Annotated in this window: 12 protein-coding genes; 6 read left to right on the forward strand and 6 right to left on the reverse strand. The window is 70.9% G+C overall.

Annotation, left to right across the window (positions count from 1 at the left end; genetic code table 11):
- Positions 1-55 precede the first annotated feature (55 nt).
- Entirely contained in the window at positions 56-367 is a 312-nt protein-coding gene (locus IEZ27_RS47090) for a DUF4190 domain-containing protein (RefSeq protein ID WP_189653198.1), read from the forward strand.
- Here the strand turns inward: IEZ27_RS47090 and IEZ27_RS47095 are convergent.
- The gene (locus IEZ27_RS47095; RefSeq protein ID WP_125648692.1) at positions 293-1,000 is read right to left on the reverse strand and encodes a TetR/AcrR family transcriptional regulator; all 708 of its coding nucleotides are present in this window, start codon (positions 998-1,000) and stop codon (positions 293-295) included. The two genes, IEZ27_RS47090 and IEZ27_RS47095, sit on opposite strands and share 75 nt — an antisense overlap.
- A gap of 67 nt (positions 1,001-1,067) precedes the next feature.
- On the opposite strand from IEZ27_RS47095, the gene IEZ27_RS47100 reads away from it, so the two are divergent.
- Positions 1,068-1,805 (forward strand): ABC transporter ATP-binding protein, encoded by a 738-nt coding sequence (locus tag IEZ27_RS47100; protein ID WP_189653199.1) that lies wholly within the window; start codon positions 1,068-1,070, stop codon positions 1,803-1,805.
- Positions 1,805-2,530 (forward strand): ABC transporter permease, encoded by a 726-nt coding sequence (locus IEZ27_RS47105; RefSeq protein ID WP_189653200.1) that lies wholly within the window; start codon positions 1,805-1,807, stop codon positions 2,528-2,530. Before IEZ27_RS47100 ends, IEZ27_RS47105 begins: the two co-directional genes overlap by 1 nt.
- 34 nt (positions 2,531-2,564) lie before the next feature.
- Here the strand turns inward: IEZ27_RS47105 and IEZ27_RS47110 are convergent, their stop codons facing one another.
- Positions 2,565-3,923 (reverse strand): S8 family serine peptidase, encoded by a 1,359-nt coding sequence (locus IEZ27_RS47110; protein WP_189653201.1) that lies wholly within the window; start codon positions 3,921-3,923, stop codon positions 2,565-2,567.
- A gap of 186 nt (positions 3,924-4,109) precedes the next feature.
- On the opposite strand from IEZ27_RS47110, the gene IEZ27_RS47115 reads away from it, so the two are divergent.
- Positions 4,110-6,146, forward strand: a complete 2,037-nt coding sequence (locus IEZ27_RS47115) for a spermidine synthase (RefSeq protein WP_189653202.1) — start codon at positions 4,110-4,112, stop codon at positions 6,144-6,146.
- Positions 6,147-6,350: 204 nt separating this feature from the next.
- Positions 6,351-7,700, forward strand: a complete 1,350-nt coding sequence (locus tag IEZ27_RS47120; protein WP_189653203.1) for a hypothetical protein — start codon at positions 6,351-6,353, stop codon at positions 7,698-7,700.
- A 43-nt stretch (positions 7,701-7,743) separates the two neighbouring features.
- Here IEZ27_RS47120 and IEZ27_RS47125 read toward each other — a convergent pair whose 3' ends face one another.
- Positions 7,744-9,309: an LCP family protein gene (locus IEZ27_RS47125; RefSeq protein WP_229824989.1), complete on the reverse strand. Its 1,566-nt coding sequence runs from the start codon at positions 9,307-9,309 to the stop codon at positions 7,744-7,746.
- A gap of 134 nt (positions 9,310-9,443) precedes the next feature.
- Positions 9,444-10,547 carry a neutral zinc metallopeptidase gene (locus IEZ27_RS47130; protein ID WP_189653204.1) on the reverse strand — a complete coding sequence of 368 codons (1,104 nt, stop codon included), beginning with the start codon at positions 10,545-10,547 and terminating at the stop codon, positions 9,444-9,446.
- 568 nt (positions 10,548-11,115) lie between these two features.
- On the opposite strand from IEZ27_RS47130, the gene IEZ27_RS47135 reads away from it, so the two are divergent.
- Positions 11,116-11,985: a LysR family transcriptional regulator gene (locus tag IEZ27_RS47135; protein ID WP_125648713.1), complete on the forward strand. Its 870-nt coding sequence runs from the start codon at positions 11,116-11,118 to the stop codon at positions 11,983-11,985.
- Between the two features lie 99 nt (positions 11,986-12,084).
- Here the strand turns inward: IEZ27_RS47135 and IEZ27_RS47140 are convergent, their stop codons facing one another.
- Together IEZ27_RS47140 and IEZ27_RS47145 are read right to left on the reverse strand one after the other, a co-directional pair.
- Complete coding sequence (locus tag IEZ27_RS47140) at positions 12,085-13,431, reverse strand: sensor histidine kinase (RefSeq protein ID WP_189653205.1); 1,347 nt, start codon at positions 13,429-13,431, stop codon at positions 12,085-12,087.
- Positions 13,424-14,098, reverse strand: a complete 675-nt coding sequence (locus IEZ27_RS47145) for a response regulator transcription factor (protein WP_125648719.1) — start codon at positions 14,096-14,098, stop codon at positions 13,424-13,426. Before IEZ27_RS47145 ends, IEZ27_RS47140 begins: the two co-directional genes overlap by 8 nt.
- Positions 14,099-14,177: the final 79 nt, after the last annotated feature.

Consider the following 14,177-nt stretch of genomic DNA (forward strand, 5'->3'; position numbering starts at 1 on the left):
TGCCTGTGGTATAAATCCCACCTGATAGTCACAGGGGCGAGGGGGCGCAAGGGGCATGTCGTATCCGAACTATGGTCCGTCCTATTACGGACCGCCGCCCCAGACCCACCCCAACGGCACCACCATCCTCGTGCTCGGCATCCTGAGCCTGGTCGTCTGCGGCATCCTCGGCCCCTTCGCCTGGTCGATGGGCAACAAGGCGCTCAAGGAGATCGACGGCAGCGGCTACCCCTACGACAACCGCAGCGCGGTGCAGGCCGGCCGGATCTGCGGCATGATCGCCACGATCCTGCTAATCATCGGAGCCGGGTTCATGGTCCTCGGCCTCGGGGCCGGCATCCTGTCGGCCATCTTCTCCAGCAACTAGCGGCCGTACGCAGTAGCCGCCGATGCCCGACTCCAGCAGGTCGAAGGCCGCCGCGGCCTGAGCCTCCAGGTCGGGCGCGATCGTCTCCCAGCCCTCGCCGGCCAGCATCCGGGTCACCGCGTGGCCGGTGAGCACCCTGGTCGTGTTGAGGATCTGCGTGGCCACGACCTGCGGCGTCAGGTCGTCGGGGTCGGCGTCGAGCTCGTCGGCCAGCACTTCGGCCAGCGCCCGCTCCCGCGCGACGTGGAGTTCGCGCAGCTTGGCGACCAGTGACGGGCTCTCGTTCACGATGCGGGCGAAGATGTCGCCGCCCGCGTTGAGCCCGTAGCGCCAGTGGCGTGACTCCACGGCCTCCATGAAGTCGCGGCGGAAGGCACGTACGACGCTCTCGCCGGGCCGGCGCCCCCGCACCACCTGCTGCGGCAGGTCGGTCACCAGCTCCTGCCGGTCGGCGAACAGGTCTTCCTTCGTCGGGAAGTAGTTGAAGACCGTGTTGACCGACACGTCGGCGGCCCGCGCGATCTCCGCCACGGTCACGTTGTCGAACCCACGCGTCATGAACAGCCCCATCGCCATGTCCGCGATGCGCTGCCTGGTCTCGCGCTTCTTGCGCTCCCGCAGCCCCTCTTCCATACGGCCCATGATACCCAATTTGCAGTGACCCCAAAATTGTGGTTACCCTAATTTTGGAGGCGATCACATGATGAGAACCGCAGGTCTGACCAAGACCTTCGAAGGCGGCGTGGAGGCCGTCAAAGGCGTGGACATCTCCGTGGAGGCCGGCGAGATCGTCGGCTTCCTCGGGCCCAACGGCGCCGGCAAGAGCACGACCATGCGCATGCTGACGACCCTGCTGCGCCCCACGTCGGGCACCGCCACCGTGGCGGGCCACGATCTGCTGGGCGACCCGCGCGAGGTGCGCCGCCGCATCGGCTACGTCTCGCAGGGCGGCGGCGTCAACCTGATGGCGCCGCTCGCCGACGACCTGGAGCTTCAGGGCATGTTGTACGGCCTGAGCCGCCCCGCGGCCAGATCCCGCTACCACGAGGTCCTGGCCCGGCTCGACCTGGCCGGGCTGGAGGAACGCGTGGGCGGCGCGCTGTCGGGCGGCCAGCGCCGCCGCTTCGACATCGCCTTCGCCCTGCTGCACGACCCGCGCCTGCTCTTCCTGGACGAGCCGACCACCGGCCTCGACCCGCAGAGCCGGGCCAACCTGTGGGAGCACATCCGCTCCCTGCGCGACGAGCACGGCGTGACGATCTTCCTGACCACCCACTACCTGGACGAGGCCGACGCCCTGTGCGACCGGCTGCTGATCATCGACGACGGCCGGATCGTGGCCGAGGGCACGCCCGCGCAGCTCAAGGGCGGCCGCACGCTCGACGAGGCGTTCCTCGACATCACCGGCAGGTCGCTGCGCGAGGAGGCGGGCGTCTGATGCTGCGCGATACCTGGGTGCTGTTCCGCCATTCGCTGCGCGCCACCCTGCGGCAGAAGCTCGGCATCGTCTTCGGCGCCGTCCAGCCGCTGCTGTTCCTGGTGCTGTTCGGGCCGATCTTCACCACGTTCGGCACGTGGGAGGTGCTGGTGCCGGGCCTGATCATCCAGCTCGGCCTGATGAGCATGGGGCTGGCCGGGTTCGGGGTGGTCTTCGACAGGCGCTTCGGCGTGCTGGAGCGGCTGCGCGTCACCCCGGCCAGCCGCCTGGCGCTGCTGCTCGGGCGGGTGCTCGGCAACGCCGTGACGATGGCCGTCCAGACGCTGATGTTGCTCGCCGCCGGGTTCGCGTTCGGGCTGCGGGTGCCGCCCGCAGGGCTCGTGGCCGGGTTCGTGCTGGTCGTGGTGCTGGGGGCGAGTCTGGCCGCGCTGTCGTACGCCGTCGCGCTGACCATGAACGAGCAGCTCTTCGCCCCCGTGATGTCGACGGTGGTGATCCCGCTGGTGTTGTTGTCGGGTTCGTTCCTGCCGATGTCGATGGCGCCCGGCTGGCTGGACGCCCTGTCCCGCCTCAGCCCCTTCAGGTACGTGCTGGAGGCGCTGCGCGACCTGTTCGCCGGCCACTACGCCACGGGCACGGTCGGGCTCGGCGTGGCCGTGACGGTCGTCTTCGCCGCGTTCTCCCTGGCCGTCGGGACCCGCGTGTTCAACCGGGCGACCGCGTGAGCGGGCCGCGCCGCGGCGGCCCGCCCGCCCGCGGCTAGGACGCGTTCCTGGCCCGCCGGTGCAGCGCGGCCAGGATGCCGGCCGGGTCCACCGTCCCGTAGCCGTAGTCGTAGTCGAAGCCCACCTCGCTGCGGTCCTCGGCGGTGCGCCGCAGCAGCGCGCGCAACTGCGCCGGCGACAGCTTGGCGGCCGGCCACCGGGTACGCACCGCGGCCACCAGCCCGGCCGCCACCGGCGTGGCCGCGGACGTGCCCGTGTCCGGCTCGCCCTCCCCGAACGCCCGCGACCCCGAGAAATGCGTGTACGCGCAGACGTCGGGTTTGCGCGCGGTCAGCCGGCCGGGCCCCTGCGAGGAGTAGCCCACCCGTTCGCCGTTGACGTCGACCGCGCCGATCGACAGGGCCTTGGGATGGGAGTTGGCGCCCCCGATGGGCCGGTTGGGGAAGGCGCACCGGCCGTCGGGGCACTCCTTGCCGCAGTTGCCCGCCGCGAACAACACGTCCGCGCCCGCCCGGTCGAGACTGGCCACCACCAGGTTGAACGGGTGGGCCGCGTTGTCGGAGTAGTTGCCGGGATGCCCCACGGGGAAGTCCCACTCGGGGGAGAACGACCCCCACGAGTTGCTCACCACCAGCGCCCTGGAGGCGGCCGGCTGGGCCTCCAGCACCGTGCGCAGGTGGGTGAAGGCGGCCACGGCGTCCGACAGCAGCCCGTCCAGGGCCGAGCCGCCCGGCCGGGCCGACAGCAGCACGGGGATGTCGATCAGGGACGCCTGCGGCGCGGCGATGAGCGCGTCGAAGGCGCACATCGTCCCGTGGTCGACCTCGAACTGGCCGGCCCGGCCCGTCACGCCGGAGGGGTTCCAGCTGCGCTCGGCGTCCATCGTGACGCCGCGGCCGAGCTGCCTGGCCACGTGGGCGGCGTTGACGCCGGTGTCGAGCACGGCCAGCGCCACCCCGGAGCCGTCGAGCCCTTCCGCGTGCAGCCCGGCGATGTTGAGCAGGCGTTCGACGTCGTGCCAGTCGCCCACCGGCCGATCGCCGCCGCAGGTCAGGCTCGACTCGATCACCGGGTCGGCGAACACGCCGACGACGTCGGGCCGCAGCGTGAGCAGCAGCGTGACCCGCGAGGTCAGGTCGTCGTCGGAGATCGTGCCGCGGACGAGCACGGAGGCGTCCTCGGCGGCGAGCGAGAAGTCGAGGGGCTGATGGAGGGAGAGCGGATCGCCGCCGGCCACGGGGACCGGCCTCGGCACGGCGACCGGTGTGAAGGCCGTGTCGAGTTCGACGCCGGGCAGACCGTCGGCGACGTCGGCCGTGGTGGCGACCTGGCCGGGGTCGGCGACGGCCGCGACCAGATCGGGGGAGGGGCGAAGCTGGATCAGGACCCGCATATGTCACCACCGAAGGTGTGGGGAGAAAAACGAACCTTCCAACATTCCTGCATCCGTCAGGGCTCGTCCAGTGCATTGCGGGGGTTGTGACCTGCGATAACACCTCAAAACTGGCGAAGCGGACCAATATTGTTTCCGGGGCGTCAGACTTCCTTGTCTTAGGTCTGTTCACTACGGTGATGCACCATGACGCTCCAGGCGCAGACGCCGGTTTCCGACGGGGAAAGACAACACTGGCTGGCGGTCCGGCCGAGGCTCGTCCTCGCCAGTGCCTTCATGCTCTTCCTCGAACTGGCGCTCATCCGGTGGACAGGCTCGAACATCGTTCATCTGAGCTATTTCACGAATTTTGTTCTGCTGGGTTCTTTCCTCGGAATCGGGCTCGGATTCCTGCGCGTCGGACGCTCGCGCCGCCAGCCCTATTACTCGCCGGTCGTGCTGCTCGTCCTGGTGGCCGTCGTCCTGGCCTTCCCGGTGACCGTCGACCGCAACACCGAGGGCGTCCTGTACTGGACGAGCCTGTCCACCGTCGGGCCGCCCGCCTGGCTCATCCTGCCGGTGATCTTCATCGCCGCGGCGGCGGTGCTCATGGGGCCCGCCGAGCTGGTCGGACGCTGCTTCCCCGAGCTGCCGCGCCTGGAGGCCTACCGCTACGACCTGATCGGCAGCCTCAGCGGCATCGCCGCGTTCACGGCGCTGTCGTTCCTGTCGGCGCCGCCGGTGTTCTGGGGCCTGGTCGCGGCCCTGTGCTACGGCCTGCTGCTGGTGCCCCGGCCCCGCACGCTCTACGTGGGCCTGGTGACCGTGCCCTCGCTCCTGGTCGTCGGCCTGCTGCTGTCCGAGACGCTGACGGCGGGCGCCCTCTGGTCGCCCTACTACAAGGTGACCTACAAGGCGATGCAGATGCTCGGCGTGCCGGTCACCGACATCGCCGTCAACGGCATCCCGCACCAGCAGGCCGTGCCCGCCTACGCCCGGCTGCAGTGGGAACGCCAGTACGGGCTGCCGTACGAGCGCACCACCAGGCCGCCCAAGGACGTGCTGATCGTGGGCGCGGGCAGCGGCACCGACGTGGCCATCGCGCTGTCCAAGGGCGCCCAGCACGTCGACGCCGTCGAGATCGACCCCAAGCTGCGCGAGCTGGGCGGCTCGGTGCACCCCGACAAGCCCTACTCCGACCCGCGCGTCACCACCCACATCACCGACGGCCGCGCCTTCCTGGAACGCAGCGGCGACCGCTACGACCTGATCCTGTTCGCCCTGCCCGACTCGCTCACCCTCGTGTCCGGAGCCAGCTCGCTGCGCCTGGAGAGCTACCTGTTCACCGAGGAGGCCATGAAGGCCGCCCGCGACCACTTGCGGCCCGGCGGCACGTTCTCGATGTACAACTACTACCGGGAGAGCTGGCTGGTCGACCGCCTGGCCTCGACCATGCAGGCGGCCTTCGGCCACAAGCCCTGCGTCGACGTGGTCAGCACCGCGGGCCAGCAGGCCGTCATCACCGCGGGCCTGAGCGCCTCGGCCCAGCGCTGCGCGAGCGAGTGGCCCGGCGCCGCCGCCGGCACCCCGGCCCCCGCCGACGACGACCGTCCCTTCCTCTACCTGAAGGACCGGACGATCCCGCCGATCTACATCATCACCCTCGGCCTGATCCTCATCGTCAGTCTGCTGGCCGTGCGCGTCGTCGCGGGCCCGTACGCGCGCATGCGCCCCTACACCGACCTGTTCCTGCTCGGAGTGGCGTTCCTGCTGCTGGAGACCAAGAGCGTGACGGGGTTCGCGCTGCTGTTCGGCACCACGTGGGTGGTCAACGCGATCGTCTTCGCCGGGGTGCTGGTCGCCGTGCTGGCCGCCGTCGAGGTGACCCGCCGGTTCCGTACGCCGCCGCTGCCCGTCATGTACGGCGTGCTGCTGGCCGGTCTGCTGCTGGCCTGGCTCGTGCCGAACGCGTGGCTGCTGTCGCTGCCGGTGCCCCTGCGGGCCGTGGCGGCGGTGACGGTGGCGTTCCTGCCGATCTTCGCCGCGAACGTGGTCTTCGCCAAACGTTTCTCCGACACCGCCGACGCCACCACGTCCTTCGGCGCCAACCTGCTCGGCGCGATGGTCGGCGGCTGCCTGGAATACCTGGCGCTGGTGATCGGCTACAAGGGCCTGCTCATCGTCGCCGCGCTGCTCTACCTGGGCGCGCTCGCGTTCATGCCGCGGAAATCCGCGCTCGTGTGACAAATGGAAATGACTTCCGGCGGGCTTCTGTAATGCCTTGACCGATGGTCAGGATGAATTGTCGGCGACGCGGGTTGATTTGTCGTCGCGGGCGAGGTGAGCTAGAGACGTCGTCGAATCCGGAAAATGATCGAACGTTATTCAGAAAGGAGGGCGCCGCGATCGGGGGTCACATCCGGTAACCCACGAGAAAAGGTGACAGTCATGGCGACACCAGGGGCAGCCAGGATCGACGTCGAGCGCGTACTGGAGCAGGAGCGCGAGCCCGTGCCCCCCGGCCGGGCGGAGCAGGTCGCCGGAGCGCTCCCGGCCGGAGTGTTCTTCACCCAGGCCGAGCCCGCGGGCGCCGGGCCGGGCCGCGAGCCCGACGCGCGGTGGGAGCTCACCTCCGCCTGGCGCCACAAGGGACGGTTCGCCTCGGGAACGGCCGCCGTCCACCTCGCCGCGGGACACCGCGCCCTCGTCCAGCCCATGATCTTCGCGGACGGCTTCGGCCACGGGCCGAGCGACCTGGCCGGGTTGTGGAACCGGCTCGACGCGCCCTACCCGCCGCACGGCGACCGCCTGCTCAGCAGGCTCCTCGCCCAGGGGATCGACGTCGTGCTGCTCGGCTTCGCCGCCCGCCACACCCACATCCAGGCCAACGCCGGGGTTGCGGCGAGATGCGTGCACCGCGCGATCTCCGAGCGGCTCGGCGCCGCGCCGCTGATCGTCGGCGGCCTCGGCGCGGGCGGGCTGGTGACCCGCTACGCGCTGGCGGAGATGGAACGCCGCCGCGAGGACCACCAGACCATGACCTACCTGTCCTACGACTGCCCGCACAACGGCGCCTGGATCCCGCTGATCCTGCAACAACTGGCCTACTTCGCCGAACAGCTCGCGCCGGCCGCCCCCGGCCGCCCGGGACAGGCGGACCTGATCAGGAGCCCGGCCGCCCAGCAACTGCTGTGGGGCTGGGTCGGCGACGGCCGCTACTCGGGGCCGGTCGCCACCGCCAGCCCGCTGCGCCTGGAGTTCATCGGGGACCTGCGCGCCGCCGGCTGGTTCCCCGCCCGGCCGCGCAAGCTCGGGGTGTCGAACGGCGCCGCCGACGGCACCGGAAGGAACGTTCCGCCCGACGCCCTGGCCTTCGAGTGGAGCGCCCTGGACGGGCTGGCCGGCGCCATCGTACGCACCCAGCCCGACTTCGGGACCAACCGGCGCCTGGGCGGCATGAGAGCCGTGCCCATCTGGGCGAGCACCAGCTACACCAGCGACGTCGCGCCCTTCGACGGGGCGCCCGGCGGCACGCTGGCCTCCTACGGCATGGTCGCCGACGCGTTCGGCGCGCAGATCGCGGGCCGGTTCCGGTCGGCGTGCTTCGTCCCCTCCGTGAGCGCCGTCGCGCTCCAGTACGACCCCGTGGACTGGACCGTGGACCTCTACACCGACATCACCGCCCTGTCGCCGGAGCAGAGCGAGCTGGACGACTACCAGTGCGACTCCGACAACTCCGAGCACGGCACCGTCACCGGCACGCTCGCCGACTGGATCCTCACCCACCTGTCGAAGTGACCCGGCCCGGCAGACCGCCGGTCGGGACCACTCGGCGGGACCGTCAGAGGCCGCACAGCTCCGACAGGGACTTGGCGCCGCCCTTCTGGGTGTTGCGGGTCGGGGTCTCCGTCGGCGTACCGGCAGCCTGCGTCTGGCTGCGCGTGGCGGACGGCGAGGCCGTCGGGGAGCTTGAGGAGCCAGGGGAGGCGGTCACGTTGGCGGTCTGGGCCTGGCGCGAGGAACGGTCGGAGTCGGCGATGGCCTTCCTCGTGGCCACCCGGATCTTGGCCCAGTCGGGCCGGCCCGAGTAGAAGTCCGGCGGCACGAACTGCAGGCTGGTGATCTTGGCGTCCTTGACCTTGAGCGCCAGGTCCGCCAGCGGCTTGACCAGCGGACGCGGGATGTTCGTCTGGGCCAGCCGCTTGGCCGCGCCCGCGATCTTGTTGAAGTTCGTCAGGATCACGCCGGGCGTGGCCTGCTGGGCGAAGGCGCCGATGACGCAGCGCTGGCGGCCCATGCGGGAGAAGTCGTCGCTGTCGACGCGGGAGCGGCCGTACCACAGGGCCTGCTCGCCCGACAGCTTGCGGTAGCCCGCCTTGATCGTGCCGGCGGTGCCGAAGTGGCCGCCCCACCTGATGTCCTGCTCGACCCGGATCTTCAGGCCGCCGATGGCGTCGACGAGGGCCGCGAAGCCGTACATGTTGATCAGGGCGTAGTAGTCGATCTTGAGGTTCAGGGTGTAGCCGATGGCGTCCATCAGGGCCCGCGGGCCGCGGTTCTTGCCGCCCATGAGCTGCGGGTTGTCGTTGGCGTACTGCCAGACCTCGTTGAGCAGGCCGCCGTTGGGCAGCTCGGCCATGTAGCCGTTGGGGAAGTGGTTGTGCAGCGGCGAGGACGGCGGGAAGCGCACGTGCTGCAGGTTGCGCGGGAGGCTGAACAGGACCGTGTTGCCGGTCCTGGTGTCCACGCTGGCCACCGTCATGCTGTCGGTGCGCACGCCGACGCGGTTGCCCGCCGCGTCGCCGCCGACCAGCAGGAAGTTCACCCGGGTCTTGCCGTCCCAGGGGTCTTCGGGGTTCTTGACCTGGACGGGGTTCTCCGGGTCCGGCTGCGACGGGAAGATCGCGTTGACCGCCTCCCGGCCGGCCAGGACGTTGTTGGCCGCCAGCGCGAACGGCGACATGACGGCCACGCACAGCACGCCCACGGCGATCCCGGTGACCACCTGGCCCTGCTGGTTCAGCTTGTTGGGGCCCAGCGTCACGTACGAGGTGACGATCACGGCGAACCAGGCCAGCGCGCACGAGGCCGTGATGATGATGACCGTCAGCAGCGCGCCGTCCTCGGCGAGCGCCGTCACGTTCTCCGTGCTCCGCGTCAGGCCGAAGGCCAGGGCCGCGAGCAGCAGCACCGCGTACACGCCGATCATGATCAGCCCGGTACGGCGGCGCCCGGCCCGCAGATGCGCGGCGCCGGGCACGAGGGCTGACAGGGCCGTCCAGCCGAGGATCGAGGCGGTCGTCAGTGGTCTGGCGAAGCGCGGCGCGGCGGACGAGCCCTTGCGCGGACGTGGAGAACGCCGTTTGGCCCCTCCGGGCACGGGGGCCGCCCCATCGCGCTTGCTCACACCGGCTCCTTCACATGCCTACCAGGCAAAAAATGACGTTAGCCCCATGTCGGGCACAAGATTGCCAGGATTCTAGCCCCCATACCTGGACATCCGAGACAACTCTTCAACATGAGATGAACGCCACGTGTCCCTCAGGAGGTCGTTGAGGAGGGCGCCATCCACGTATTGCACTGGTATGTCTTGTCTCTCTCCCAGCCCTGGCGGAACCAGCGATTGTTGTTGGCTGGAGTTCCGTGGTCGCGCGGATAGCCGGGATAGTCGCCCACCTGTGCGTAGAACCAGAACAGTCGCGAGCGCATCGACGACGAGACCGGGTAGGTGGAGGCGACCGAGCGCATCCACATGCCGCCGAGGCAGGTGGCCTGAAGCTCCAGCTTGCGGCTCAGCCCCAGCTTGCCGCTCTGGCTGGAGGAGGCCAGCGTGCCCTGCCACCAGGAGTCCATCACGCCGCTGATGTTCTGGACGTGGTGGCCGTACTCGTGGGCCATCATGCTGATGATGCCGCCGTGCCAGGAGATGATCTGGCCGTAGCCGCGCGCGTTCCCGTTGCCCTTGGCCATGGCCGAGGTGGAGCCGTAGATCGTGTTGTTGCGCGGGCAGTAGTACGGCACCATGCTCCCGGCCGACGGGTAGTCGCCGCACGCGCCCCGGCCGCGCCCGGCCGCGATGGCGTAGCCCGGCGGGCTGAACGCGATGCCCTGCCGTTGCAGGATCGGCCCCCACGCCTTGTCCATGCACCGGCCGGTTTTCAGGATCAGCGCCTTGAGCTGGCTGTGGCTGAAGACGTTGGCGTTCCCGGCCCGGCAGTTCAGCCGGGGGAGCGTGCCCGCCCTGTAGAGGGTGTTGTTCTTCAGGCTGGTGTTGAGCGTGACCTGCTTGGGCGGCGTGACCGTCTCCTGCGTGGGCCGCTGCGTGGGCCGCTCACTGGGCTGCCGCGTCGGCTGCTCGGTGGGCTGCTCAGTGGGCTGCTCGGCGGTGGGTTCATCGGACGGCTCCCGCGTGGGGACGTCCCGCGTCGGCTCGTGGGTGGGGAACGGGTCCTCGGTCCGCGACTCGTACGACGGGATCGCCATCGGCGTGGTCGTGTCCGTCCGCGAGGCCGACTTGAGCATCGCGGCCCCGATGACGATCAGCACGAACAGCGCGGCCAGCGAGCCGAACACGGTCCCGAGGACGCCGGCGACCCCCATGCCGGACTTCTTCCTCGGCTGCTGCGGCCACTGCCGCGTCGGCATGGGCGGCTGCGGCGGCGGAGGGGGCGGGGGAGGCGGCGGCTGGTAGTGCTGCCCGTACGGGGGCTGCGGATACTGGGGGCCGGGCGGCGGGTAACCCTGCTGCGGGGCCGGGTAGCCCTGCGGGGGCGCCGCGGGCGGCGGTGGGTAGGGCTGGGAGCCGTGCGGCGGGTAAGGCTGAGAGCCGGGCGGCGGCCCCGGGGGCGGCCCCTGGGGTGGACGCTGCGGCGGCGGCGGAGCCTGCGGGTAGGGGTGACCACCCTGTGGTTGCGGCTGCCGGTGGCCCGGCGGCGGCCAGGGCAACGAGGGAGGCCGTTGTGGCTGCCCTGGCCCTTGTGGTGGGGGTGGATATTGCCCGTTTGCTGTCACCGTGTCTCCCCGTTAACCCGCTTGTCTGCAATGCACGGCTTTGCGGCAGACCCCAAAGGATCTTTGCCAAATTTGGGGCAAAAGCATACTGATTTATCACCCGTCACGGATGTAGCGGTACTCGGTCACGCTCTGAAATCAATCGAGGTGATCTCCGCTATCTCCCGGTCCCGGAGCGGGGCGGTGTCCTAGCTTCTTTGGCATGAACCTCCAGCAGCTCCGCTATGTGGTCGCGACTGCGGAGCACCGCACCATGACCGACGCGGCCAGGTCGCTCTACATCGCGCAGCCTGCGCTGTCCCGCGCGATCCGCGATCTTGAGCGGGAGCTCGGCATGACGCTCTTCGCCCGCTCGGGCCGCGGCGTGGTGGTCACCGCGCAGGGCCGCCGCGTGGTCAAGCTGGCGAGGGAGGCACTCGACGCCGTGCACGAGATCGAGGGCCTGGCCAACCACGCCGGCGTCACGGAGGCCGAGCTGCGCATCGCCTCCACCCCGAGTCTCGAACCCGGACTCGCGGGGCGGCTGCTCCCTGCCTACGCGGCCGAGCACCCAGGTGTACGCGTGCACATCGTCCGCTGCGACGGCCGTGACGGCGTCGTCAGCGCCATCCGGGATCAGCGGGCCGACCTCGGGCTCACCGATCTGCCCGTGCCCACCGACCTCATCACCCACCCGCTCGAACGCCAGGAGATCGTGCTGATCTCCCCGCCCGGGCTGACCCTGCCCAACCCCGTCCCCATGGGCAAGCTGCACGGCATGCGCCTGGCCCTGCCCGCCCGCGGCAGCGCGCGGCGCAGGGAGCTCGACGCCATGTTCGGCAAGTACGCCGTCACCCCGGTCGTTGTCCTGGAGACCGACGAGCGCAACGGCTGGCTCAGCGCCGTCCGCGCCGGACAGGCCTCACTGCTGTGGTACCGCGGCATGGCCGACCAGGCCGCCAGGGCCGGCCTGGTGGTGCGCTCGCTCGAACCCGCCGTGCGGCGCGTCATCGCCGTCGTGCACGCCCGGCGCCGCCTGCCCCTCATCGCCCAGGACTTCCTGTCCACCGCGGAGAAGGGCACGGCCGCCTGACCAGGAACGTTCCATGATCCCCCGTCGTCCCCGTCCCCACCGCAGCCCGCCCGGCGCCCCCAACGCGTCGCGCGGGCCGAGCACCCCGGAGGCGCCCGCCTAGCGGGACACCGGAAGGCGGACCACGGCGCGCAGGCCAGGCGCCGCGTCCGCGAGCACCACCGTCCCCCCGTGGGCGCGCACGGTCTCCCGTACGATCGCCAGCCCCAGCCCGGCCCCGCCCTCGTCCCTGCTGCGGCCGGAGTCCAGCCGGGTGAACCGGTTGAACACCCGCTCCCGATCCTGCTCGGGGATGCCGGGCCCGTCGTCGGTCACCGTCAGCACCCCGTCGGCGGTCAGCGCCACCTCGACCTTCGAGGAGGTGTGCCGGACGGCGTTGTCCATCAGGTTCGTCAGCACCCGGCTCAGGTCGAGGGCGTCCCCGCGCACCACCACGGGGTCGCAGGCGGTCAGCCGGGCCTCGCCGTAGCGTTCGGTGACCTGGCGTACCACCTCGTCCAGGTTGACCGGCTCGTCGCGGGCCGGCACGCCGCCGCGCTCGTCCAGGCGGGCCAGCGCGAGCAGGTCCTCGGCCAGCCTGGACAGCCGCAGGGCGTCCTCCAGCACGCCCTCGGCGGTCTCCGTCCAGTCCTGGCCCTCCGGATGGCCGAGCGCCACCTCCAGCTGGAGCCGGATGCTGGCCAGCGGGCTGCGCAGCTCGTGGGCGGCGTCGGAGACCAGCGCGCGCTGGCGCTGCTCGGCCTCCTCCAGCCTGGCCAGCATGCCGTTGAGCGTGGTGGCCAGGGCGTGGACCTCGTCGCGCGACTGCGGCACCGGAAGCCGCCGGGACCTGGCCGTGTGCGTGATGTCGGCCGCGACCCGGCGCAGCGAGGAGATCGGCCGCAGCGTCCTGCCGATCATGAGCCAGCTCGCCACCGCCAGCAGCACGACCAGCGCGGGCGTGCCGACCAGCAGGACCCGGCCGGCGACGCCCAGACTGGTCTGGATCTCCCCGATCGGCCTGGCCGCCAGCACCGTCTGACCGTGGTCGGCGCTGAGCACGACCACACGCAGCGGCCCCGGGATCGCGTACGGCCGCCCGTCCAGGAACGCCGCCCGCCCGTCCCGCAGCACCCTGGCCCTGGCCGCCGCGTCCAGCAGCGGTACGAGCCTGTCGGTGCCGTACGTGACGTGCGTGATCCGCCCGCTGCGGTCGAGCACCTGGACGATCGTGCCGTCGTGCGTGGTGATCGGGCTGGACAGCGTCCCGGCGTCGGCCGCCACGCGTACGCTCTGGGCCTGCTGCCTCGTGGACGCGTCGACGGTGTCGATCAGAGCCCGGTCGAGAACCGACAACAACACCGAGGCCGACAGCGCCAGGGCCAGCGCCAGCACGGCCGCGGCCGCCGCCGTCAGCCGGAACCGCAGCCCCTGCCGCCGCCACCACGCCAGCGGGGTGTCAGCCACCGTCGCCCGCCAGCCGGTAGCCCGCGCCGCGCACGGTCTGCAGCGCGTTCCTGCCGAACGGGGCGTCGACCTTGCGCCGCAGGTAGCCGACGTAGACCTCGACCACGTTCGGGTCGGTGTCGAAGGTGTCCCACACGTGTTCCAGGATCTCCGACTTCGACACCACCTCGTCCCGGCGGCGCATCAGGAACTCCAGCAGCGCGAACTCCCTCGGCGTCAGCTCCACCGGCCGCTCGCCCCGCTGCACCTTGCGCCGGGCCGGGTCGAGGGTCAGGTCGCCGGCCGCCAGCACCGACGGCCGCCGCCCGGCGTCGCGCCGCAGCAGGGCCCGGAGCCTGGCCACCAGCACCACGTACGAGAAGGGCTTGGTCAGGTAGTCGTCGGCGCCGAGGTCGAGGCCGTCGGCCATGTCGTACTCGCCGTCCTTGGCCGACAGCATGAGGATCGGCACCCAGTTCTCCTCCGCGCGCAACTGCTTGCACACGTTGTAGCCCGACAACCTCGGCAACATGATGTCCAGCACGACGACGTCGTAGTCGCCCTGCCGGGCCGCGTGCAGCCCCTCCTCGCCGTCGTGGGCGAGGTCCACGGCGAAGCCCTCGGCCTGCAGCCCGCGCTGGAGCGCCGCCGCCATCCGCCGCTCGTCCTCGACGACCAGTACTCTCATGTGCTGATTCTCCCGTCCCTGACCTGAGACGCCGCTGAGAAGGCTGAGAGGCGTCTCAGACAGTCTCAGGCCCGCCACA

The organism is Nonomuraea spiralis (assembly GCF_014648435.1).
GTDB classification, from domain to species: domain Bacteria; phylum Actinomycetota; class Actinomycetes; order Streptosporangiales; family Streptosporangiaceae; genus Nonomuraea; species Nonomuraea spiralis.